The sequence below is a fragment of the Yinghuangia sp. ASG 101 genome (assembly GCF_021165735.1).
Lineage (GTDB): Bacteria > Actinomycetota > Actinomycetes > Streptomycetales > Streptomycetaceae > Yinghuangia.
Genome location: NZ_CP088911.1, coordinates 4,942,490 through 4,964,134, shown reverse-complemented (window position 1 = coordinate 4,964,134; position 21,645 = coordinate 4,942,490). Strand labels below are relative to the sequence as shown.

The following is a 21,645-nucleotide window of genomic DNA, read 5'->3' as shown; positions in this document are numbered from 1 at the left end:
TTGTCGGCCCGAAAAGCCGGTCGGGCGGAGCCGGTCGAGCAAGTGCGTCGCCACCGTATCCGAGGCGGCGCGGGCCTGGTCACGATGAGCGGGTACTGGTCGCCCCGGCCGTCGCGGTGGCGCTGCCACTGGGCCTGGGACTCGACGTTCCGGACCCCGACTTGCCGGTGCCGGACGGGCTCGGCGACGCGGAGTCGTCGGTGTCGGTGCCGGTCGAGGGGGCGGGCGACGGGTTGAGCGAGCCGTAGTCGACGAGCTGGTCGGCGCCGGGCATCGCGACGGGGAAGTCCTGGTCGTACTCGTACAGGTCCAGCCGCCCGGAGTTGGTGCCGGGGCTGTAGCGCATGGGGAAGGGCTTGTCCCCGAGCGAGACGTACATCTCGCCGCCCCCGCCCTTGTCCGCGGACAGCAGGATCGTCTCGACGCCGCGCACGTCCTTGCGGCCGTCCTTCTTGATCTCGCCGCTGAGCAAGAACATGTCGTCGAGCAGCGGGTGGAGCCGCGTGAAGCCGCCGAAGCGCGCGTACGCCGGGTCGTCCGGCGGGACCTTGACGTACTTGTCGTGCAGCACCTCGGCGGACGCCGCCGCGTCGGGGTCCTGGCGGCCGTCCCGGGGCTGGTAGAGGGTCGCGTCGCCGCGGACGAACAGGTCCTCGCCGACCCGGAGCAGCCCTATCTTCGTGTCGGCGGTGGTGATCTCACCGGCCGCCCCGTCGTTCTTGATGCGCATGTCGATCTGGTACTCGACGCGCTGGCTGATCCACGTGCCCGCGATGTGCACCGCGGTCGCGGACTTGGCCGCCGCGCGCGACTGTTCGAGGATCGTGGCGGTCGGTTCGGACGCGAATCCCTTCGGCTCGTCCGACGAGCACGCGGACGCGAACATCCACAGCAGCAGGACCAGGACGACAGGCGCTCGCAGACGTCGGCGCAACGGTTCCCCTCGGGCGGTGGCGGGCCGGGACAGGGCGGCGGGCGGGGCCGGGGCGCGTCCGTCCGACCCCCGGGCACCGCAACGGCCCCGAGGTGATCCGCCGGACAGGCCCCGAAACCCCCGGCGCGGCACCAGCAGGGTACAAAGCACGGGAGCGGGCATCACAACGGGCCGGTCCGGGCACACGCGAGACGGGCCGGAAGGCCTCGGGCCCCTCGGGCGCCCGGGGAATCCTCACAAGATCCGAACATACGCACGGCCCGGTACTGTGCTGTCCGCAAGGGCACCGGGGCGGGCCCTCCCCGGCAACCCGGCGATCGGCCGCACGGGTGCCCCTCGGCCGCAAGGAGGCGGACGCCACACCCACCCGCCCTGCTCCGCAGGTGACCGATTCCCTCCCGGCGTGACGGCCGGGGCGTCCACGGAGGTTCCCGATGACCGGCACGCCAGGACGCGTGTTCATCTCGCACCTGTCCGCCGTCGCCGTCTTCGACCCCGGTGGCGACCAGGTGGGCCGGCTCCGCGACGTGGTCGTGGCGATGCGCACCGCCGGGCAGCCGCCGCGCGTCCTCGGGCTGGTCGTCGAGGTGACCACCCGGCGGCGCATCTTCCTGCCGATGACCCGCGTCACCAGCGTCGAGACGGGCGAGGTCATCACCACGGGCCTGGTCAACCTGCGCCGCTTCGAACAGCGTCCGACCGAGACGCTCGTTCTCGCCGAGATGCTCGACCGCCGCGTCACGCTCGCCGAGACCGGCGAGGAGGTCACGGTCCTCGACGTGGCGATGAGTTCGGGGCGTGGGCGCGACTGGTTCATCGGCAAGCTGTTCGTCCAGAAGCCGAGGCCCGGCGGCGGGTCCGCGCTGCGCAGGCGCCGCGGCGAGACGCTGACCGTCGACTGGAACGCGGTGACCGGCTTCGAGCGGCCCGAGGACCAGCAGGGCGCCGCCAACCTCCTCGCGACGTTCGAGCAGCTGCGTCCCGCCGACCTGGCCAACGTGCTGCACAACCTGTCCTCGAAACGCCGCGTCGAGGTCGCCTCCGCCCTCGACGACGACCGCCTCGCCGACGTCCTGGAGGAGCTGCCCGAGGACGACCAGGTCGAGATCCTCGGGCAATTGCGCGAGGAGCGGGCCGCCGACGTCCTGGAGGCGATGGACCCCGACGACGCCGCCGACCTCATCTCCGAGCTGCCCGAGGCGACCGCGGAACGGCTGCTGGGCCTGATGGAGCCGGACGAGGCCAAGGACGTGCGCCGGCTGCTCACGTACTCCGACGACACCGCCGGCGGCATGATGACGACCGAGCCGATCGTGCTGGAGCCGGACGCCACCGTCGCCGAGGCCCTCGCGCTGGTCCGCAACCCCGACCTCTCCCCCGCCCTGGCCGGGCAGGTGTACGTCTGCCGCCCGCCGACCGAGACGCCCACCGGCAAGTACCTCGGCGTCGCGCACTTCCAGCGGCTGCTGCGCGATCCGCCGTTCACCCTGGTCGGCGCGGTCGTCGACACCGACCTCCAGCCGCTGCGCCCCGACACGCCGCTGGCCGAGGTGGCCGGCTTCCTCGCCGCGTACAACCTGGTCGCGGCGCCCGTCGTCGACGAGGACGACCACATGCTCGGCGCCGTCACCGTCGACGACGTCCTCGACCACCTGCTGCCGCAGGACTGGCGGGAGGGCTCGGCGCACGGCGACACGCACCTGCCGACCCCGGCCGCGGCGGTGAGGAGTCGTCCCAATGGCGCGTGAACCGCAGAGCACCCTGCCACCCGAGGAGCGGCGCCGCCGGCCGCGCCTCGACCAGCCGACGCTGCCCCGCCGGCGGCTGAGCCCGTTCCCGAAGTACGACCCGGAGTCGTTCGGCCAATTCTCCGAGCGCATCGCGCGCTTCCTGGGCACCGGCCGGTTCCTCGTCTACATGACCGGGACGATCATCCTGTGGGTGCTGTGGAACGTCTCGCTGCCGAGCGGCCTCCGCTTCGACGAGTACCCGTTCATCTTCCTGACGCTGGCCCTGTCGTTGCAGGCGTCGTACGCGGCCCCGCTGATCCTGCTGGCACAGAACCGCCAGGACGACAGGGATCGCGTCAATCTCGAACAGGACCGCGCCCGCAACGAACGCAACATCGCGGACACCGAATACCTCACGCGCGAGGTCGCCGCGCTCCGGATCGCCCTGGGCGAGGTCGCGACGCGCGACTTCCTGCGCTCCGAGCTTCAGGCGCTGGTCAAAGAGCTGGACGGGCGGCGGGACACCGACCAGGCCCACGCCGCGGTCACGGACGTGACCGGCGACGGCGGTGACACCGGTCACGACGGCGGCCACCGCACGGGCCCGGGCGGCGGCCGGGACGGCGGCGGCGCCGGGGGCCGCGACGGCGGCCGAAGCGGACCACCTCGGCGCGGGGGAACCCCGCCGGGGACGTAAGCTCACTGGTATGGCAATCCTGGAAGATGGCGAGATCCGTACTGTCTCGGAAGACGCCGTACGGGACGCGCTGGCGACCGTCGACGACCCCGAGATCCACAAGCCGATCACCGACCTCGGCATGGTCAAATCCGTCGACATCGCCCCCGACGGACACGTCAAGGTCGCGGTCTACCTCACCGTCGCCGGGTGTCCCATGCGCGACACCATCACCACGAGCGTCACCGAGGCCGTCGGCGCGGTCGCGGGCGTGACCGCCGTGGACGTCGAGCTGGACGTCATGAGCGACGCCCAGCGCAAGGAGCTGGCGTCCCACCTGCGCGGCGGCCAGGCCGAGCGCGAGGTGCCGTTCGCGAAACCGGGCTCGCTGACCCGGGTCTACGCGGTGGCCTCCGGCAAGGGCGGCGTCGGCAAGTCGTCGGTGACCGTGAACCTCGCCGCGGCGATGGCCGCGCAGGGCCTCAAGGTCGGCGTCGTCGACGCCGACATCTACGGGCACTCCGTGCCGCGCATGCTCGGTGTCGACGGGCGGCCCACCCAGGTCGAGAACATGATCATGCCGCCGTCGGCCCAGGGCGTGAAGGTCATCTCGATCGGCATGTTCACCCCCGGCAACGCGCCGGTGGTCTGGCGCGGCCCGATGCTGCACCGGGCGCTCCAGCAGTTCCTCGCGGACGTGTTCTGGGGCGACCTGGACGTCCTGCTCCTCGACCTTCCGCCGGGCACCGGCGACATCGCCATCTCCGTCGCGCAGCTGGTCCCGAACGCCGAGATCCTCGTCGTCACGACCCCGCAGCAGGCCGCCGCGGAGGTCGCCGAGCGCGCGGGGACGATCGCCGTCGAGACGCGGCAGACCATCGCGGGTGTGATCGAGAACATGTCGGGCCTGCCGTGCCCGCACTGCGACGACCACATCCTCGACGTGTTCGGCAGCGGCGGGGGGCAGCGGGTCGCCGACGGCCTCTCCCAGGCGACCGGTACGAAGGTGCCGCTGCTCGGCCAGATCCCGATCGACACCCGCCTGCGCGAGGGCGGCGACACCGGCACCCCGGTCGTCCTGGACACCCCCGACTCCGCGGCGGCGGTCGCCCTGCGCGGCATCGCCGACAAGCTGGGGAACCGCTCGCGCGGCCTGTCGGGCATGCAGCTGGGCCTCACCCCGCGGCGGAAGTTCTAGACCGGGCCCGCGGCCGACTCCGTATCGGTCCCGGCGGTCCGCGGGCCGCGACGGACGGCACGACGTGCGCGACACCGGGACCCACCGCCCCGCCCGTCACGCCGGGCGGGCGGTCGGGCGGGCGGTCAGACGTACGCCGTCGGGCGCACCACGGACAGGCCCAGGTCGTACGCGCTGACGCCGTGGCCGTACACACCCAGGTAGACGCCCGCGGCCTCGCCGGCCATCACCCAGCCGTACTCCGACTCGCGGAAGCGGAAGCGGTTGGGCACGCCGTCGACCGGCAGGGCCAGCCCCGTCCAGCCGTCGCCGTCGAGGTTGTCGGCCAACTCCCAAGCCAGATAGGTCTGTTGCTCGACCCATTCCTGGCGCATGTCGCGATCCAGCTCCCACTGCCAGGTGTCGGACAGCAGGCCCACACCGGCCACCGACGCCGCGCCGGCCATCGACGTCGCCTCGAGCATGCCCGCCCCGTCGCCGCTCCGGCGGCGCTCGCGGCGCGGCATCGTCACCACCGCGACGAACTTGCGCGGTGTCGGGTCCCCCGGCCGCCGGCTCGGGGAGTCGCCGTGCCCGAGCGTGCCGTACTCCAGTCCCTCGCCGCCCTCGCACACGGAGCCCGGCCAACGCCGGCCGGTCCAGCCCTCGTCCAGGCCGTACCAGGGGAAGTCGGCGGCGAGGTACCGGTCGAGCAGCAGCGCCCGCGCCTCCTTGCCGGTCTGACCGCCCCCCGCATCGCCCCCTGTCTGGTCGGTCACGCCCGCGTGGCTCATCGTGTCCATGCTCAGCCTTGTCTGCTCGCCCGGCGCTCAGCGGTGCCGTAAAACGGCGACACCGGTCCCGCTCTCGGAAGACGGTACGGCCTGTGCCCGCGTGCGGGGGCGGCAATCACCCACGACCCGCTTCTTTTCCCGGGCCGGGGAAACAGGCCCGTCGGACGTCAGGTCGCGTCGACGTCGAACGGCGGGCGCTCTCCCGGCTGCACGCGCGAGCCGTTCTTCTCCATCGGGTGCGTGACCGGCCGGACAGCGCCGGAGTCGTCGTGATCGAGGCTGAGCTGCTTGGTCAGATCATGCCGCAGCTCGCCGAGCTCCTTGAACCCGAGGTCGTCATCGTCGCCCATCAGGTTCTTGCGCACGAACGTCTTCGGGTTGAGGTCCTCGAACTTGATGTTCTCGAACTCCGGCCCCAGCTCTTTCTTCAGGTCCGAGCGCGCGTTGGTGGAGAACTCCCGGAACTTCCGTATCGTCCGCATCGCCTCGCCGACCATTTTGGGCAGCTTGTCAGGACCGAAGATGACGATCGCGAGGACAACGAGCGCGACCATCTCCAACGGACCGACGTCGAACACCTGGACTCCACGGACAAGCGCGCCTACGGCCGATCGGCCGATCGGACCCCGACAACAGTAACCGCCCCCACGCGGGACCGGCAGTGCCGGTTCCCCACCACCCGCACGAAATGTCCGACCAGCCCGAAGATGTGACCGATCGGCCATCACCGGGCCACACGGACGTCACACCGTCGGCCATCCCCGGCGGCGGCGCGAGGGGGCGGTGCGAGGGGCGGCGTGGGAGTCGGTGCGGAGGCCGGGGGGCCGTGGTCCGGGGCCGTCCCCGCCGAGCGACGCCGCCGTCCCGCCGCCCGATTCGACGCCTCGGGCCCGGAGAGCGGTGCCACGCCGCGAGACGCGGCGAGAGCGGCGCGGGGATGCCGCGTGGCCGGTCCGCGGCGGGCAAGCACACGCGACCGCGAGACGCGGCGGGGGGAGCGGCACCGTGCCGGGGTGGCTTACCCGTTGCCGTTCTCCGCCTCCAGGGTGAGCGGCAGCGTGACCTCGCCGCCGTCCCTCTGGACGGTGAGTCGGACGGTCTCGCCCGGTGTCCGGCTGCGAACCGCGACGACCAGCTCATTGGCGTCGGCGACCTTCTTGCCGTCGATCGCGGTGACGATGTCGCCCGCTCGCAGCCCGGCGCGGTCCGCCGGGCCCCCGGCCCGTACCGGCGCGTGCCCGTCGTTGTCGCCGTCGGCCACGCGCGCGCCCACGCCTTCATACCGGGTGTCGAGCGTCACACCGATCACCGGGTGCACCGCGCGTCCGTCGTCGATCAGCTGCTGGGCGACGCGCTTCGCCTGGTTGATCGGGATCGCGAAGCCGAGGCCGATGCTGCCCGCCGTACCGGTGCCGAACGGGTCGGAGTCGGTGCCCCCGGTCGCCGACCGGATCGCCGAGTTCACGCCGATGACCCGCCCCGACGCGTCGATCAGCGGCCCCCCGGAGTTGCCCGGGTTGATGGGCGCGTCCGTCTGCAGCGCGCTGATGTACGACACATCCTCGCCCGACCCGCCCGCACTCACCGCGCGGTCCTTCGCGCTGATGATCCCGGACGTGACGGTGCCTTCGAGGTTGTACGGCGCGCCGATCGCGATCACCGGGTCGCCCACCTGCGCCGCGTCGGAGTCGCCCAGCGGCAGCGGGACCAGGCCCTTGACGTTCCGGACGCGGATCACCGCGAGGTCGTAGCCGGTGTCGCGCCCGACGACCTGCGCCTCGACCTGCTCGCCGCCGTTGAACACGACCCGGATCGACCCGCCGTCGGCCGCGTCCGCGACCACGTGGTTGTTGGTGAGGATGTCGCCGTTGCCGTCCAGCACGAACCCGGTGCCGGTGGCCTGTTGGCCGGCCTTGGACGCGTGGATGTAGACGACGCCGGGCAGCGTCGTCGCCGCCAGGCCCGCCACCGAGTCGCGGGGCCGCTCCGGCGCCGACGCCGTGGGCTGCCTCAGCGTCACGCTCTGGTCGTCCCGGTTCGCCGACCACGCTCCGATGCCGCCGCCGAGCGCCCCGGCCGCCAGCGCGATGCACGCGAAACCGGCGGCGGCACGCCACGTCCAGCGCACCGGCTCGCGCGGTTCCTCGGGCTCGGCGGGGGCCGCGTAGGGCATCGCGTACGGCGTCCCGACGTACGGCGGCACGTAGGGCTGCGCCGCGGGATGGGGGAAACCCCACGCCCCGGGCACTCCACCGCCCGCGGGAAACGACGGTCCGTGCTGCGGTACCGCGTCCCGGCCGCCCCACAGCGGCCCGGCCGGCGGCAGCGGGGGCGGCGGCACGGCATCCTGCGCGGGCTTGGCCAGGGCGACCCGGGGCGCCTCGGGCTCGGGATGGGCGTCCGCGTCGCCGCGAGGCGAGTCGCCCGGTTCGGCGGCGGACTCCGGTACGGCGTCGTGCCCGTGCCCGGTCACCGTCGGTCGCGCGGACTCCGGTACGGCGTCCTCCCCGATCCCCGGCGGCGTCTCCGCGGGCCGCCACGACGGCCCGGGCGTGTCGCGGGCGTCCACCGCGTCGTCACCGGGCTCCGCCCCAAAGTCGCCGCGCCGAGAGCCCCCGGCGTCCTCCGGCTCGCGCGAGGCCGCGTCGGCCGCGGACGAGGGCTCGCCGGGGGCGGCCGGCCTCGCGCGTGCGTCGCCCTGGTCCTCGTCGGCGCCTCGGGAGGCGTCGCCGGGGTCGTGGTTCATGCGGATCCTCCGTCGCGGCCCTGGCCGCACCTCATCCTGCGGGACGCCCTGGGCGTCCCGTCACGGGCACAAGTGTCTCCGGCGGAACGCCTGTGCGCAGCGCGGCCCACGACGCACGTCGCGCCCCGCGGCGGGGCACAGTATCCCGGAATCACCGACAGCCGGGTCACCGCGGCCGACCGCGACGCGCGGGCCCTCCCGGCGACGCGTCGGCTTGTCCGAAACGGCCGGGAATGCCGTGAGGAGCGGCCCATCCCCCGAGCCGGGGCCGGGGCCGGGGGCGCCCTCGGCGACCGGGCTCAGTCGCGGGCCGACGCGCCCGTCGGCGACACCGCCGACAGCGGGCGTGCGGCTCCCGCCGCGAGCATCGCCGGGCTCTCCGTGACCGTCCCGACCGTGGGCGAGACACCGACCGTGCCCGCCTGCTCGACGAGGTTGCGCTCGACGATGGGGGCCGCGGGGCGTCCGGAGGATCCGTTGGCCGGGCCGCCCGCGATCACCGCGCTGCTCAGCGCCACGGCCATCATCGAGAACGCACCGGCCGCGGCGAAGGTGAGCCGGCGTTTGCTCACCGGCGGGCGGACGCGCGCCGACGGGTTGTTCGGGCGGCCCGCGCGCGGGCCTGTTCCGCCGCCGCGGGGCCGGGCCGTGCCCGCGCCGCGGTTCACCGGCTGAACGGACCCCCGGGAGCGCGTAGGGGCGACCACGTCCTCGTCGATCGTTCCGGGCCCGGGGCCGTCGACGCCGCCCGCCCCCAAGGCGAGCAGACGGCTCATCAGATCCGCGGAAGGGCCGGGCTCGGGACTCTTCGCGAGCAGGGCTTTGACGCGCCGCTGCTCCTCCGCCTCGGCGCGGCAATCGGCGCACTGCGCCAGATGCGCCAGGACCTTCTCCCTGGCGCCATGCCCCAGCTCGCCGTCCACGTAGGCGGCGAGCTTGTCGTCGGGGTGATTCACCGGCCCGCCTCCACGGCCGGACCTGCCACCCTGCCGGCGGCCGAACCAACGATCACGGTGCCCTCATCTCTGCACCGACGCACACCCCGGGATCTCGCCGCTGTCGACGGAGCTCCGGGGGGCACGGTGCCGCAGCGCCGCCCGGAGCTGGGACCTGCCGCGGTGGATGCGGCTGCGAACGGTCCCCAATTTCACACCGAGCGTGGTGGCGATCTCCTCGTACGACAGGCCCTCGATGTCGCAGAGTACGACCGCGGCGCGGAACTCCGGGGCAAGCGCGTCGAGCGCCTGCTGGATGTCCGCGTCGAGGCGCGCGTCGTCGAGCACTTGCTCCGGGGAGACCTCGCGACCGGGCAGTCGGTCGTCCGCGTCGTCGGCGAGGCTCTCGAACCGGATGCGCTGACGACGGCGCACCATGTCGAGGAACAGGTTCGTGGTGATCCGGTGCAACCAGCCTTCGAACGTGCCGGGGGTGTAACTCGACAGTGATCGAAAGACCCGGACGAACACCTCTTGCGTGATGTCGTCCGCGTCGTAGGGGTTGCCGCTCAGACGGTAGGCAAGGCGATAGACCCGCGCCGAGTGGGTGCGGACTATGTCCTCCCACGACGGAGGGGTCCACGCGTCGGCCCCCGGTCGGGCGGTCGTGCCCGGCGCGGATGGCTGCTGCGCGAATGCCCCCGACGCCGCCTTGGTGTCGGCGGGAGCGGGGGATGTCATGCGATCGGTGGTTGCGTTTGCGGCTTCGGCCACGTGATTTGGCATCGGCGCCCCATCGCGAGGTGCGATCTGTCCCTCGCGGTGGTCGTCCACTGCCACACCTCCTCTTTCGAGTAGCGCCACCACCATAGACAACCTGCCTGTTAAGCCCGGATAAGTGCTTCCGAACGTCTCTTCGGCACCTCGAACCTGCTTTTTCCTGTTCCGCTTGAACCAACGAGCGGTGGCCGCGCGTGGTTCCCGGATGGGGTTCGGCGCCGCGATGACGCGCGAAGGGCTCCATTACTCTTGCGCCATCGGAGGTCGCGGGTCCCACGCGGCCGAACGCGAGGAGGAAGCCATCTCCAGCAACCGCCAGGCCCGCTGGGAGTTCGCGGAGGCGTACGCCGGGGAGGACGCCGTCCTCATCCAGGCCCGCCACCGCGCCCGGGAGGCCGGCGTCGTGCCGGTCAGCCCCGGCGGCGGCTCGGCTCTGGGCTTCCTCGCCGCCGCCACCGAGGCCCGCGCGGTCGCCGAGATCGGCACGGGTACCGGCGTGTCCGGCGTCTACCTGCTGCGCGGCATGCGCCCCGACGGTGTGCTGACCACCGTGGACCTGGAGCCGGACCACCAGCGGATCGCCAAGGAGACCTTCGCCGCGGCCGGCTTCTCCGGCGGCCGGGCGCGCTTCATCCCCGGCCGGGCGGTCGAGGTGCTTCCGAGGCTCGCGGACGGCGGCTACGACCTGGTGTTCTGCGACGGCGACAAGACCGAGTACGGCGACTACCTCGCCGAAGCGCTCCGCCTGCTGCGCCCGGGCGGCGTCGTGTGCTTCGACAACGCGCTGTGGCACGACCGCGTGCCGGACCCCGCGCACCGCGACCCCGAGACGCAGGCCGTGCGCGAGCTGCTGCGCGCGGTGCGCGAGAACGACGCCCTGGTGCCCGCGCTGCTGCCGGTCGGCGACGGCCTGCTGTGCGCCGCCCGGCGCGGCTGAACCCGCCGACCCGCACGCCGACCCGTACGCCGACGCGCGCGAGGACTCGCGGTGAGCGCCGCGTTGCGCGCCCGAGGCGGGCCCGTGCGCGGGCATACGACGGCCCCGGCCGGTACGTTCTCACAGATGTGTCCCGATCACATGATCCGGACTCTCTGAGCACATACCGGCCGGGGCCGCTGCTCACCGCGACTCGGTCGAGGGTGGCGCCGGGTTCCGCGGGCCCTCCTCAGGAGGCCTTCGCGCCCGTGGCGTTCGCCAGCGCCTCGCTGAGCGCACCCGCCTCGTCGGGAGTCAGCTCAACGACGAGCCGCCCCCCGCCCTCGAGCGGAACGCGCATGACGATGCCCCGCCCTTCCTTGGTCACCTCGAGCGGGCCGTCGCCCGTCCGCGGCTTCATGGCCGCCATGCTCGTTCCCCTTCCTGCATATCGACACACCGGTGCTCACCCGGCCACCGGTCTTCGAGCGCATTGATCAGGCCCCATTATCCCGCATTCGGCGGCGTCTTGAGCAACATCGGTCAGGGAGAGCCGTCAGCGAAGGCGGCTCGGGAGCGTAATTCCCGGTCTGTCCCCTCGGATCCGCGTCCCGCGGCCCCGACCTGCGCCGACGTGGCGGGTGCCGGGCGCCCGGCCCGGGGCAGCGACGGAACGCCCGGTGCCGTCCGGCATGCTGAGTCCATTCGCGAGCGCGCACACCCGCCCGCGTCCTCACACCGACGGGAGACCTTTCGTGGCCGACAACGTTCTGTACGACCTTGCCGAGGGCGTCGCGACGATCACCCTCAACCGTGCCGACGCGATGAACGCGCTGGACACCGACACCAAGGTCGCGCTGCGGGACGCCCTGGTGCGTGCCGCGGGCGACGACGCGGTGCGGGCGGTGCTGCTGACCGGAACCGGGCGGGCGTTCAGCGTCGGCCAGGACCTCAGGCAACACATCGAGCTGCTCGACCGGAGCCCCGAGGAGACCTTCGCCACGGTCAAGGACCACTACAACCCGCTGGTGACGGCGATCACGACGATGCCGAAGCCGGTGGTCGCCGCGGTCAACGGCGTCGCGGCCGGCGCGGGTGCGGCGATCGCGTTCGCGTGCGACTTCCGGATCGTCGCGGACACGGCGGGCTTCAACCTGGCGTTCGCGGGCGTCGCGCTCACCGCGGACTCGGGCGCGTCGTGGACGCTGCCGCGCCTGGTCGGGCACGCCCGCGCGACCGAGCTGCTGATGCTGCCGGAGACCGTTCCGGCGGCGAAGGCCCTGGAACTCGGCCTCGCGACCCGGGTCGTACCCGCCGACGAACTCGCGGCGACGGCCGGCGCGCTGGTCCGCAAGCTGGCCGACGGCCCGACGGTGGCACTGGGCGCGATCAAGGAGTCGCTGGCGTACGCGGCCCACACGTCGATCGTGGACGCGCTCGCCAAGGAGGACGAACTCCAGATGAAGGTGGGCAAGTCCGCCGACCACCGCATCGCGGTCGACGCGTTCCTGGCGAAGCGGAAGCCCGAGTACACCGGCAAGTGAGCCGACGGGGGGCGTGGTCGTACTCCGACACCGCGCCCCTCACACCGGCCGGCGCCTCGCGTGGCATTCGGCGAGGTGGTCGTCGACCAGGCCGCAGGCCTGCATCATCGCGTAGGCCGTGGTCGGGCCGACGAACTTGAACCCCTTCTTGCGGAGGTCCTTCGCGAGCGCCTCGGATTCCGGGGTGACCGCGGGGACGTCCGCGACGGTGCGCGGGGCCGGGCGCGGCGGGACCGGGTTCGGGGCGTGTGACCAGATCAGCGTGTCGAGGCCGCCCGGGAGGTCGCGGGCGACGCGGGCGTTGGCGACGGCGGCGACGATCTTGGCGCGGTTGCGGATGATGCGGGTGTCGGCCAACAGGCGCGTCACGTCCTCGTCGCCGTACTCCGCGACCTTGGCGATCTCGAACCCGTCGAACGCCGCGCGGAAGCCGTCGCGGCGGCGGAGGATCGTGAGCCACGACAGACCGGACTGGAACGCCTCCAGGCACAGGCGCTCGAACAGCTCGTCGTCGCCGTGCAGGGGCACGCCCCACTCGGTGTCGTGGTACGTGACGTAGTCGGGCGTGCTGATCCCCCACGGGCAGCGGGCCAGCCCGTCCGGGCCGGCGACGGTGCCCCCGGGCTCGGGGTCGGCCGGCGTGCCGGGGGCCGTGCCGAGTTCCGCGTCGGCCGTCATGCCCGCTCCTCCCCCGCGGTGTCCGAACCCCACCCGGCCTCGCGGGGCGCGTCGGCGTCCCCGGCGGGCGGCGGGACCGCCTTGGTGAGGGTGACGCCGTGCTCCGTGGCACCGCCGGGGTTCGGCTGCGGCAGCGTCCCGGGGGCGGCGACGCCGGGCGGGAGCACACCGGCGAGGCGGTACTCCAGGTCCATGATCCGTGCGTCCCGTGCGGACAGCTCGGCGGTGAGCCGGTCGAGCATGTAGTCGACCTCGCTCATCCGGTAGCCGCGAAGCACCACGGGGAACCGGACGCGGTCGATGTCCTCGACCGTCAGCGGGCGGTCGGGCGCGGGGGACATATCGGGGCGGTCCTGGTGGGCTTCCGGCAGCGATCCGCCGGCGCCGAGCACCACGGCGGCCACGACGAAGACCACGGCGGTCACGACGACCAGCTGGATCCAGAACACGGAAGCTCTCCCCTTGTCGGCGCCGTGGCTACGTGGCCCCTGTCGGCCGCGCACGGGACGATCGTGCCACGATCTTAAGGAGGTGGTGTCCGGCCCGTCGCCCCCCAGGCGCGAACCCCCGCGGTCGCGTGCGGCGGGGCGAGCGCGCGGCGCGGCACCGGGCACGCGGGGGACCGTACGCGCACGCGGCGGGCCCGGACACGGACAGCTCGGGCTCCCGGGCGGAGTGGAGGCAACGGTGGGGACGCTGCGGTTGGGCACGCGGGAGTTCGGCGACGACGACCACGTGATCATGGCGATCGTCAACCGCACCCCCGACTCGTTCTTCGACAAGGGCGCGACGTTCGACGACCGTCCGGCGCTGGAGGCGGTGGAACGCGCGGTCGCCGAGGGTGCCGCGATCGTCGACATCGGCGGGGTCAAGGCGGGGCCCGGCGCGGAGGTGGACGCGGCGGAGGAGATGCGGCGCACGGTCTCGTTCGTCGCCGAGGTGCGTCGGCGTCATCCGGACGTGGTGATCAGCGTGGACACGTGGCGCCACGAGGTCGGCGAGGCCGTGTGCGCGGTGGGCGCGGATCTGCTCAACGACGCGTGGGGCGGGGTGGATCCGAAGCTCGCCGAGGTCGCGGCGCGGCACGGGGTCGGCATCGTGTGCACCCACGCGGGACGCGCCCGCCCGCGCACCCGCCCCCACCGCAGGGGGTACGACGACGTCATGGCGGACATCCTGGACGTCACGGTCGGCCTCGCGGAACGCGCGCAGGCACTCGGCGTGCGGCGTGACGCGATCATCATCGACCCGGGGCACGACTTCGGGAAGAACACCCGCCACTCGCTGGAGGCCACGCGCAGGCTCGGCGAGATGACGGAGACGGGGTGGCCGGTCCTCGTGTCCCTGTCGAACAAGGACTTCGTCGGCGAGACGCTGGACGCGCCCGTCGACGGGCGGCTGCTCGGCACGCTGGCGACCACGGCCGTCTCTGCGTGGCTCGGGGCGCGCGTCTACCGCGTGCACCAGGTGCACGAGACGCGGCAGATCCTCGACATGGTCGCCACCATCCAGGGGCGGCGCGAACCGGCGGTCGCCCGGCGGGCGCTGGCGTAGCGGGCCCTCCCGACGGCGGGAGCCGGGCGACGGCGGAACCCGGCCGAGGGCGAGGAGGTGGCCTTCCTCGTCCCCGGCCGGGTCTTCGCCGGGCTGCGGCGGCCCGTGACCGCCCGGGTGTCGTCGGCCGGGCGGTCACGGGGTGCGGCGGGCCACGGGGGTGCGGGGCGCGTCCGTCCCACCGGGTCGCCGCGGTTCAGCGGTCACGCGTCGGGGATCGCCCGTCGCGGACGGCCGACGGGCGGGTCAGAGCTCGCTGTGGTGGCGCCACGGGCCGGTGATCGCGAACATGATCCCGGGGGTCTGGATGTTCGCGAACAGGATCTTGCCGTTCTGCGAGTACGTCGGGCCGGTGAACTCGCTGTCGTTGAGGTCGTTGCGCGCGATCGGGTAGGAGCGGTTGTCGCTCGTCGCGCCGACCAGGTGCTGCACGCCCTCGCCGTCCTCGGCGAGGATGACGCCGCCGTGCGGCGAGACGCTGATGTTGTCCGGGCCGTCGAACGGGCCGTCGACGTCCGGCGTGGGGTTGACGCCGAACCGCAGCTTGAGCGTGATGCGGCGGCGGTTGGGGTCGTAGAACCAGACCTGGCCGTCGTGCGGCGTGCCCGGGCTCTCGGCGCGCGCGAAGCTCGTGACGACGTACGCGCCGCCGTTGCCCCACCAGATGCCCTCGATCTTGCGACCGCGGGTGATGTCGCTGTTGGTGAACTGCTTGCGGACGGACGTCGTGCGAGCGTCGCGGTCCGGGACCTCGATCCACTTCACGTCGTACCGGGTGCCGATCTCGGTGGCGCGCGACAGGTCGTCGACGTGGTTGCCGCGGGCGTCGAAGCACTTCATCGCCGAGAACGTGCCGTCGGTGTCGCCGAGTCGGCCCAGTCGGCCGCGACCGCCGCGGTAGCCGCGCGGCGGCTCCCAGCGGTAGAAGAGGCCGTTCGGGTTGCCCGCGTCCTCGGTCAGGTAGATGTCGCCGCGCCACGGGTCGACCGCGGCGGCCTCGTGCGCGAAGCGGCCGAGGGCCTTGATCGGCTTGGGGTCGCGGTTGGCGCGGCGGTCGTACGGGTCGACCTCGAAGACGTAGCCGTGGTCCTTGGTCGCGCCGCTCTGGCCGGCCAGGGTCTCGGTCTCCTCGCAGGTGAGCCACGTGTCCCACGGCGTCTTGCCGCCCGCGCAGTTGCTCGCGGTGCCGGCGACGCCGACGTACTCACGGGTGCGCCGGCCGTGCTTGTCCACCTCGACGACGGTGCAGCCGCCGCCCAGGGCCGGGTCGTAGGTGAAGCCGTCGAGGGCCGGGACCGGGAACTCCAGGCCCGCCGACGCGCCCAGCTCGTGGTTGTTCACCAGCACGGTGCCGCCGCCGGGCAGGTGGAAGGCGCCCGTACCGTCGTGGTTGCTCGGCGTGAACTGGCCGGACTCCAGCTTGGTGACCCCGGCCTGGGTGACGATCTGGTACGAGAATCCGGCCGGCAGCGCCAGCTTTCCCGCGGGGTCGGCGACCACCGGGCCGTAGCCGTATTCCGGGCGGTTCGGCTTGCCGTGGCCGTTGCCCGTGCCGGGGGCCGCGGAGGCGCCGGGGGCGAGAAGCATTTCCGTGCTGCCGACCAATGCGATACCGGCTCCGGCGACGGCGGAGCGGCCCAGGAAGCCTCTACGGGACAGCGACATCGGTTCTCCTGCTCAGAGAGGACGGATGCGCGGGAAGGCCACGCGCACCTTCGGCCGCGCCACGCACTGCGGCGGCGGCCGACTCACAGTCGCGCGCGGCGGTGTCCGCGAGGTGAACGCGGCGGGGCGGACCGATGCCGGTCAGACGACCGTTCGTCCGTCTCTGGCCCGGGTTGTGACCGCCTGTGCGGGGTCGTGGACAGGGGGGAACCCGGGCGGGAACAGGAGACGAGAAGGAGGTGATATGTCCGGAACGCTCGTGCGGCTCAGCGCCCGGCGCGGCGCTCCGCCTCTTCCTTCGCGCGCCGCACCGCGGCCTCGGTCTCGTCCAGGACGGCACCCGCCTCGACGATGATCCGGACGGCCTCGTCGACGTCGTCGGTGAGGTGGATCAGGTCGAGGTCCTTGGGGGACGCCTTGGCCTGCGCCACGACGCGGTCGCGGATCCAGTCGACCAGGCCGGACCAGTAGTCGCGGCCGACGAGCACGAGTGGGAAGTGGGTGACCTTGCGTGTCTGGACGAGGGTCAGCGCCTCGAAGAGCTCGTCGAGGGTGCCGATGCCGCCCGGCAGCACGATGAAGCCCTGCGAGTACTTCACGAACATCGTCTTGCGGACGAAGAAGTAGCGGAAGACCAGCTCGATGTCGCAGTAGGGATTGAGCCCCTGCTCGAACGGCAGTTCGATGCCGAGGCCGACCGAGGTGCCCCCGGCCTGCTGCGCGCCCTTGTTCGCGGCCTCCATCGCCCCCGGACCGCCGCCGGTGACCACCGCGTAGCCGGCCTCGACGAGCGCCTTGCCCACCTGCTCGCCGAGGGCGTACTCGGTGGAGGCCGGTGGGGTGCGGGCCGAGCCGAAGACCGCGACGGCCTTGTCCAGCTCGGCGAGGGCGTTGAAGCCCTCGACGAATTCCGACTGAATGCGCAGGACGCGCCAGGCCTCGGCGCCGAGGTGGCGCACCGCGAGGGGGTGCGACGCGGCGACCTCCGCGGGCGTGGCGAACTCGGGGGGCTCTGCGGGCGTGTTGCGCGTGTCCATGCCGACCACAGTGGCACGACAAACGATCAGCCGTGCGGAATTTCCCAACCGTCGTGATCGCATCATCCGATCGTGGCCGCGTGGTCGGGCGGGTTTCACCTTCCTCCGAGGTCACACGGGCGTCCGTCGGTCGGGGGCCGGCGAGCCGGCGCTCCCCGCTCTTGCCTCGCGGCCGTACCGACGGATTCACCGTCCCCCACGGCCACTCGCGCCCCAGAGGTCAGGAGAGCCAGGCGAGCAGCCGCTGTCCCGGCCCGCCCTCGCGGCCGTCCCGGCGGCTTTCGCCGTCCGCCGCAGCCGCGCCCCCGTCGGTCAGGAGAGCCAGGCGAGCAGTCGCTCCTCCGCCGTGCCCACCGCGGCGATCTCGACGTACTCCGTCCTGGTGTGGGCCTGTGCGGGGTCGCCGGGGCCGTAGTTCACCGCCGGGACGCCGAGTCGGGAGAACAGGGCGACGTCGGTCCACGCGACCTTGGCGCGCGGCGTGCCGCCGACCGCCGCGACGAAGGCCTCGGCCGAGGGGCGGCCCAGGCCCGGCAGCGCGCCCGGCGCGGAGTCGGTGACCTCGATCGTGGCGCCGCGCGCCACCGCGGGGGCGAAGACCTCGCGTACGTGCGCCTCCGCCTCGGCCTCGGAACGGTCGGGCGCGAAGCGGAAGTTGACGGTGACCGAGCACGCGTCGGGGATGACGTTGCCGGCCACGCCGCCCTGGATGCCGACGGCGTTCAGGCCCTCCCGGTATTCGAGCCCGTCGATGACCGCCACACGCGGCTCGTACGCCTCCAGCGCCGCGAGGATCGGCGCGGCCTTGTGCACCGCGTTGTCGCCGAGCCACGAACGCGCCGAGTGCGCGCGGAGCCCGGCGGTCGTCACGCGCACGCGCATCGTGCCCTGGCAACCGCCCTCGACGACGCCGCCGGTCGGCTCCATGAGCACCGCGAAGTCCGCGGCCAGCCAGTCGGGATGGTTGCGGGAGAGGCGGGCGAGGCCGTTGTGGATCGCCTCGATCTCCTCGTTGTCGTAGAAGACGTACGTGATGTCGCGGTTGGGCCGTGTGAGGTGGGCCGCGAGGCGGAGCTTCACCGCGATGCCCGCCTTCATGTCCGAGGTGCCGCAGCCGAAGAGCAGCCCGTCCTCGACGCGCGAGGGCACGTTGTCGGCGATCGGCACGGTGTCCAAGTGCCCGGCCAGCACGACGCGTTCGGCGCGGCCCAGGTTGGTGCGCGCCACCACGGCGTCGCCGTCGCGGTCGACCGTCAGGTGCGGGAGGCCGCGCAGCACCTGTTCGACGAGGTCCGCGAGCGCACGCTCGTCGCCGCTCACCGACGGGATGTCGACGAGTTGCGCGGTCACTTCGGCGGCATCGCGGGTCAAGTCCAGAGCAGCAGGCATACCGGTCACCATAGTCTTCGGGGTGTGGGTCAGAGAAAACGCAGTTCGGAGCAGACGGAGCGGTCCGGAATACTCGGTTGGGCGGTCGCCCTGCTGGTCGTCCTCGGCTTGTTCGCGGGGGTCGCCGTCGTCGTGGTCAAGATGTGGCCGGACGGGGTGCCCGGCGGCGACGAGTGCACGGTCCGGGCGGCGGACGGCAAGGCGGAGTTCGACCCCGACCAGGCGGCGAACGCCGCGACGATAGCCGCGGTGGGCCAGGCCCGCGGGCTGCCCGAGCGCGCGGTCACGATCGCCATCGCGACGTCCATCCAGGAGTCGAAGCTGTTCAACATCACGTACGGCGACCGCGATTCGCTGGGCCTGTTCCAGCAGCGGCCGTCGCAGGGGTGGGGCACGGCCGAGCAGATCCAGGACCCGGTGTACTCCGCCGGCAAGTTCTACGACGGCCTGGTCGAGGTGCCGAACTACCTCGAACTGCCGTTGACCGTCGCGGCGCAGACGGTGCAGCGCAGCGCGTACCCCGAGGCGTACGCGCAGCACGAGGCGGAGGCGCAGGCGCTGGCCGCCGCGCTGACCGGCGGCACGCCGGGGACGCTGAGCTGCCGCCTGAAGGGCGCCCCGGCGGCGGCCGGCGCGGGCACGCTGCGGGCGTCGCTGACCAAGGAGTTCGCGCCGGTGCTCACCGACAAGGCGATCACCGAGGAGACACCGGGTCTGCTGACCGTGCGTCCCGGCAACGCGGACGGGCGGGGCTGGGCGATCGCCACGTGGGCGGTCGCGCGGGCCTCCGAGCTGGGCATCCGCGAGATCGCGTTCGACGGCAAGGTGTGGACGCGCGACAAGAGCGGCAAGGGGTGGCGCGTCGGCGAGGCCGAGGGGGTCGCGGGCGGCGAGGCGCCGGCGGCGGATCCCTCGGTGGTGCGGATCCGCGTCGCGGACTGACCGCGCCGCGAGCGGCGGCGAACCCCGCCGCGTACCCCCGGCCGGCGTCCCCTATGTGTGTGGAAGAGGAGATTCAACCACTCGGACGGAGTACTTCCCGGAACCTTCGCGGGCTCGCGCCGATATACCCGGTGCCCGGTTCGTCCGAGCCGGCCCCGCACACTCGCCTGTCGAAGGATTTGAGGAACGCGATGTCGAGCACTCTCCCGCGCCGTGTGGCCCAGGCCGCGCTGCTGGTCGCCGCGGGTGCCGCACCCGTCGTGGGCGCGGCGTCCGCGCACGCCGTCGGCGTGCCGCTGGGGAATCAACCGATCGATCTGCCCGGTGCGTCGCCGGCCGACGTGACCGGGGTCCCGTTCTCGGTGAACGGCGTCACCGAGGCGTTCCACCCCGCGGTGGGCGTGCCGTTGGACGGTGCGGTGGACCAGGTCACGCGCCCCGGCGCGGTTCCGCGGGCGGTGGCGAACGTCACCGACACCTCCCGGGTCACCGACACCGCGACCGCCGCCGGGCCCGCGGTCGGCGCGCTGCTCGACAGCGTCCACCCGCGGGTGCCGGACCTCCGGGAGGCCCCGGCGGTGCGGAAGGTCCAGCGGATCGCCACGCAACCGGGTGTGGCCGATCTGGTCGAGCCGGTCACCGGGCCGCTCGCGCACCCCGACACGACGCCGCCGTCCGTCGACCGGGCGGTCCGCGGCGGCGACGCGGTCGCCCGGCGCCTCCACGCGCAGGTCGTCCGCCCGGCCGCCCTGGGCGTCGGTCCGGCGCTGCCGATCACCGGGTACGCGACGGACAAGTCGGTCAACGCGGCGATGCCCGCGACCGACGGCGCCGTGGCGCTCGCCACGGGCCGCCACGTGGTGAGCAACGCCGCGCTGACGGTGGAGGGCGCCACGACGCCGCTGCGCGAGATGCCGCGCGTGATCTGAGCGTCGATGTGAGCCGAGGGCCGGGCTCCGGGTGGCGGGACGATCCGCCGCCGGGCCCGGACGACGGTCCGAGGCTGTGTGTACCGGCCGGGTGGTGGACCACCCGGCCGGTGCCGCGCCGGGGTGCGGCGGACGCTTCGGGGTCGCGGGCGCCGCCGCGTCGTCAGGCCGCCTTGAGCCGTGCGACGGCCGCCGCGACGCGCTCGTCGGTGGCGGTGAAGGCGACGCGCACGTGCCGCGCGCCCGCGGTGCCGTAGAACTCGCCGGGGGCCACCAGCACGCCGCGGTCGGCGAGCCACGCGACCGTGTCCCAGCACGGCTCGTCGCGGGTCGCCCACAGGTAGAGGCTCGCCTCGGAGTGGTCGATGCGGAACCCGGCCGACTCCAGGGCGTCGCGCAGTTGGGCCCGGCGTGCGGCGTACCGGGCCTTCTGGGCGGCGACGTGGGTGTCGTCGCCGAACGCGACGCGCATGGCCTCCTGCACGGGGCCCGGCACGATCATGCCGGCGTGCTTGCGTACGGCGAGGAGTTCGCGGACCACCGCGGGGTCGCCGGTGACGAACCCGGCGCGGTAGCCCGCGAGGTTGGAGCGTTTCGACAGCGAGTGGACGGCGAGCAGGCCGTCGTGCGAGCCGCCGCACACGTCGGGGTGCAGCACGGAGACCGGCTCGGCGTCCCAGCCCAGTTCGACGTAGCACTCGTCGGAGACCAGCAGCGCGCCGATCGACCGCGCCCACGCGACGAGTTCGCGCAGTTCGGCGGCGGTCTTCACGGCGCCGTGCGGGTTGGCGGGCGAGTTGATCCACACGAGGCGCACGCCGTCGGGGCCGGGGCGTTCGTCGTCGTGGGCGGGAATCGGCTCGGCACCGGCGAGGCGGGCGCCGACGTCGTAGGTCGGGTACGCGAGGGCCGGATGCACCACCTTGTCGCCGGGGCCGAGGCCAAGCTGGGACGGCAGTCCGGCGACGAGTTCCTTGGTGCCGATGACCGGGAGCACGGCGGCGGGATCGGCCCCCGTCACCCCCAGGCGGCGGCGCAGCCACGCGGCGGCGGCCTCGCGGAGCGCGGGGGTACCGTACGTGAGCGGGTAGCCCGGTGAGTCGCCGGCCGCCGCGAGCGCGTCGCGGACGAGGTCCGGGGTCGGGTCGACGGGTGTGCCGACCGACAGGTCGACAATGCCGTCCGGGTGTGCGGCGGCGGTCGCCTTGGCGCCGTCCAG

The 21,645-nt window shown here is 73.4% G+C and carries 21 protein-coding genes; 8 read left to right on the top strand and 13 right to left on the bottom strand.

What is annotated here, in order from left to right:
* Window positions 1-79: 79 nt before the first annotated feature.
* Window positions 80-934, bottom strand: coding sequence for a hypothetical protein (locus tag LO772_RS21390; protein WP_231773649.1), 855 nt, complete (start codon window positions 932-934; stop codon window positions 80-82).
* 434 nt (window positions 935-1,368) lie between these two features.
* On the opposite strand from LO772_RS21390, the gene LO772_RS21385 reads away from it, so the two are divergent.
* The 3 genes from LO772_RS21385 to LO772_RS21375 are packed head-to-tail and all read left to right on the top strand — an operon-like array spanning window position 1,369 to window position 4,538.
* On the top strand, window positions 1,369-2,682 hold the full coding sequence (locus LO772_RS21385; RefSeq protein WP_231773648.1) for a magnesium transporter MgtE N-terminal domain-containing protein: 1,314 nt from the start codon (window positions 1,369-1,371) through the stop codon (window positions 2,680-2,682).
* Window positions 2,672-3,361 carry a DUF1003 domain-containing protein gene (locus LO772_RS21380; RefSeq protein WP_231773647.1) on the top strand — a complete coding sequence of 230 codons (690 nt, stop codon included), beginning with the start codon at window positions 2,672-2,674 and terminating at the stop codon, window positions 3,359-3,361. The genes LO772_RS21385 and LO772_RS21380 overlap by 11 nt, the downstream gene beginning before the upstream one ends.
* 10 nt (window positions 3,362-3,371) lie before the next feature.
* Entirely contained in the window at window positions 3,372-4,538 is a 1,167-nt protein-coding gene (locus LO772_RS21375) for an Mrp/NBP35 family ATP-binding protein (RefSeq protein WP_231773646.1), read from the top strand.
* Window positions 4,539-4,663: 125 nt separating this feature from the next.
* Here LO772_RS21375 and LO772_RS21370 read toward each other — a convergent pair whose 3' ends face one another.
* The 5 genes from LO772_RS21370 to sigE form a co-directional block, all read right to left on the bottom strand.
* A complete protein-coding gene (locus LO772_RS21370; RefSeq protein WP_231773645.1) occupies window positions 4,664-5,320 on the bottom strand; it encodes a hypothetical protein in 657 nt (218 codons plus the stop codon).
* A gap of 158 nt (window positions 5,321-5,478) precedes the next feature.
* Window positions 5,479-5,889, bottom strand: coding sequence for a sec-independent translocase (locus LO772_RS21365; RefSeq protein WP_231773644.1), 411 nt, complete (start codon window positions 5,887-5,889; stop codon window positions 5,479-5,481).
* A 440-nt stretch (window positions 5,890-6,329) separates the two neighbouring features.
* A complete protein-coding gene (locus LO772_RS21360) occupies window positions 6,330-8,057 on the bottom strand; it encodes a trypsin-like peptidase domain-containing protein (protein WP_231773643.1) in 1,728 nt (575 codons plus the stop codon).
* A 299-nt stretch (window positions 8,058-8,356) separates the two neighbouring features.
* Window positions 8,357-9,013 (bottom strand): anti-sigma factor family protein, encoded by a 657-nt coding sequence (locus LO772_RS21355; RefSeq protein WP_231773642.1) that lies wholly within the window; start codon window positions 9,011-9,013, stop codon window positions 8,357-8,359.
* A gap of 63 nt (window positions 9,014-9,076) precedes the next feature.
* Window positions 9,077-9,733 (bottom strand): RNA polymerase sigma factor SigE, encoded by a 657-nt coding sequence (sigE, locus tag LO772_RS21350; protein ID WP_231773641.1) that lies wholly within the window; start codon window positions 9,731-9,733, stop codon window positions 9,077-9,079.
* Between the two features lie 208 nt (window positions 9,734-9,941).
* Here sigE and LO772_RS21345 point away from each other — a divergent pair, with 208 nt between their 5' ends.
* Window positions 9,942-10,709, top strand: a complete 768-nt coding sequence (locus tag LO772_RS21345; RefSeq protein ID WP_231773640.1) for an O-methyltransferase — start codon at window positions 9,942-9,944, stop codon at window positions 10,707-10,709.
* Between the two features lie 229 nt (window positions 10,710-10,938).
* Here the strand turns inward: LO772_RS21345 and LO772_RS21340 are convergent, their stop codons facing one another.
* Complete coding sequence (locus LO772_RS21340) at window positions 10,939-11,118, bottom strand: DUF3117 domain-containing protein (protein ID WP_231773639.1); 180 nt, start codon at window positions 11,116-11,118, stop codon at window positions 10,939-10,941.
* A gap of 325 nt (window positions 11,119-11,443) precedes the next feature.
* On the opposite strand from LO772_RS21340, the gene LO772_RS21335 reads away from it, so the two are divergent.
* Window positions 11,444-12,232, top strand: a complete 789-nt coding sequence (locus tag LO772_RS21335; protein ID WP_231773638.1) for an enoyl-CoA hydratase-related protein — start codon at window positions 11,444-11,446, stop codon at window positions 12,230-12,232.
* Window positions 12,233-12,271: 39 nt separating this feature from the next.
* On the opposite strand, the gene LO772_RS21330 is transcribed toward LO772_RS21335, so the two are convergent.
* Both LO772_RS21330 and LO772_RS21325 read right to left on the bottom strand, forming a co-directional pair.
* A complete protein-coding gene (locus LO772_RS21330) occupies window positions 12,272-12,910 on the bottom strand; it encodes a DNA-3-methyladenine glycosylase I (RefSeq protein WP_231773637.1) in 639 nt (212 codons plus the stop codon).
* On the bottom strand, window positions 12,907-13,359 hold the full coding sequence (locus LO772_RS21325) for a DivIVA domain-containing protein (protein ID WP_231773636.1): 453 nt from the start codon (window positions 13,357-13,359) through the stop codon (window positions 12,907-12,909). Before LO772_RS21325 ends, LO772_RS21330 begins: the two co-directional genes overlap by 4 nt.
* A gap of 292 nt (window positions 13,360-13,651) precedes the next feature.
* On the opposite strand from LO772_RS21325, the gene folP reads away from it, so the two are divergent.
* Window positions 13,652-14,464 (top strand): dihydropteroate synthase, encoded by an 813-nt coding sequence (gene folP / locus LO772_RS21320; RefSeq protein ID WP_231779652.1) that lies wholly within the window; start codon window positions 13,652-13,654, stop codon window positions 14,462-14,464.
* Window positions 14,465-14,710: 246 nt separating this feature from the next.
* Here folP and LO772_RS21315 read toward each other — a convergent pair whose 3' ends face one another.
* The 3 genes from LO772_RS21315 to dapE all read right to left on the bottom strand — a co-directional run bounded on the left by LO772_RS21315 (window position 14,711) and on the right by dapE (window position 18,555).
* A complete protein-coding gene (locus LO772_RS21315; RefSeq protein WP_231773635.1) occupies window positions 14,711-16,129 on the bottom strand; it encodes an alkaline phosphatase PhoX in 1,419 nt (472 codons plus the stop codon).
* Between the two features lie 266 nt (window positions 16,130-16,395).
* The gene (locus LO772_RS21310) at window positions 16,396-17,166 is read right to left on the bottom strand and encodes a TIGR00730 family Rossman fold protein (protein WP_231773634.1); all 771 of its coding nucleotides are present in this window, start codon (window positions 17,164-17,166) and stop codon (window positions 16,396-16,398) included.
* A 312-nt stretch (window positions 17,167-17,478) separates the two neighbouring features.
* Window positions 17,479-18,555, bottom strand: a complete 1,077-nt coding sequence (dapE, locus tag LO772_RS21305) for a succinyl-diaminopimelate desuccinylase (RefSeq protein ID WP_231773633.1) — start codon at window positions 18,553-18,555, stop codon at window positions 17,479-17,481.
* A 24-nt stretch (window positions 18,556-18,579) separates the two neighbouring features.
* Between dapE and LO772_RS21300 the strand changes: the two genes are divergently transcribed.
* Together LO772_RS21300 and LO772_RS21295 are read left to right on the top strand one after the other, a co-directional pair.
* Window positions 18,580-19,497 (top strand): hypothetical protein, encoded by a 918-nt coding sequence (locus LO772_RS21300; protein ID WP_231773632.1) that lies wholly within the window; start codon window positions 18,580-18,582, stop codon window positions 19,495-19,497.
* A 191-nt stretch (window positions 19,498-19,688) separates the two neighbouring features.
* Complete coding sequence (locus LO772_RS21295) at window positions 19,689-20,426, top strand: hypothetical protein (protein WP_231773631.1); 738 nt, start codon at window positions 19,689-19,691, stop codon at window positions 20,424-20,426.
* A gap of 163 nt (window positions 20,427-20,589) precedes the next feature.
* On the opposite strand, the gene dapC is transcribed toward LO772_RS21295, so the two are convergent.
* Window positions 20,590-21,645, bottom strand: a complete 1,056-nt coding sequence (gene dapC, locus LO772_RS21290) for a succinyldiaminopimelate transaminase (RefSeq protein ID WP_231779651.1) — start codon at window positions 21,643-21,645, stop codon at window positions 20,590-20,592.

Excerpts from the sequence above, each read along its gene's own strand:
- LO772_RS21295 (WP_231773631.1), top strand. The coding sequence starts at position 19,689 with ATGTCGAGCACTCTCCCGCGCCGTGTGGCCCAGGCCGCGCTGCTGGTC.
- dapE (WP_231773633.1), bottom strand. The coding sequence starts at position 18,555 with ATGCCTGCTGCTCTGGACTTGACCCGCGATGCCGCCGAAGTGACCGCG.
- LO772_RS21380 (WP_231773647.1), top strand. The coding sequence starts at position 2,672 with ATGGCGCGTGAACCGCAGAGCACCCTGCCACCCGAGGAGCGGCGCCGC.
- LO772_RS21315 (WP_231773635.1), bottom strand. The coding sequence starts at position 16,129 with ATGTCGCTGTCCCGTAGAGGCTTCCTGGGCCGCTCCGCCGTCGCCGGA.
- LO772_RS21340 (WP_231773639.1), bottom strand. The coding sequence starts at position 11,118 with ATGGCGGCCATGAAGCCGCGGACGGGCGACGGCCCGCTCGAGGTGACC.
- LO772_RS21330 (WP_231773637.1), bottom strand. The coding sequence starts at position 12,910 with ATGACGGCCGACGCGGAACTCGGCACGGCCCCCGGCACGCCGGCCGAC.
- LO772_RS21385 (WP_231773648.1), top strand. The coding sequence starts at position 1,369 with ATGACCGGCACGCCAGGACGCGTGTTCATCTCGCACCTGTCCGCCGTC.
- LO772_RS21375 (WP_231773646.1), top strand. The coding sequence starts at position 3,372 with ATGGCAATCCTGGAAGATGGCGAGATCCGTACTGTCTCGGAAGACGCC.
- folP (WP_231779652.1), top strand. The coding sequence starts at position 13,652 with ATGGCGATCGTCAACCGCACCCCCGACTCGTTCTTCGACAAGGGCGCG.
- LO772_RS21360 (WP_231773643.1), bottom strand. The coding sequence starts at position 8,057 with ATGAACCACGACCCCGGCGACGCCTCCCGAGGCGCCGACGAGGACCAG.
- LO772_RS21310 (WP_231773634.1), bottom strand. The coding sequence starts at position 17,166 with ATGGACACGCGCAACACGCCCGCAGAGCCCCCCGAGTTCGCCACGCCC.
- LO772_RS21370 (WP_231773645.1), bottom strand. The coding sequence starts at position 5,320 with ATGGACACGATGAGCCACGCGGGCGTGACCGACCAGACAGGGGGCGAT.
- sigE (WP_231773641.1), bottom strand. The coding sequence starts at position 9,733 with ATGACATCCCCCGCTCCCGCCGACACCAAGGCGGCGTCGGGGGCATTC.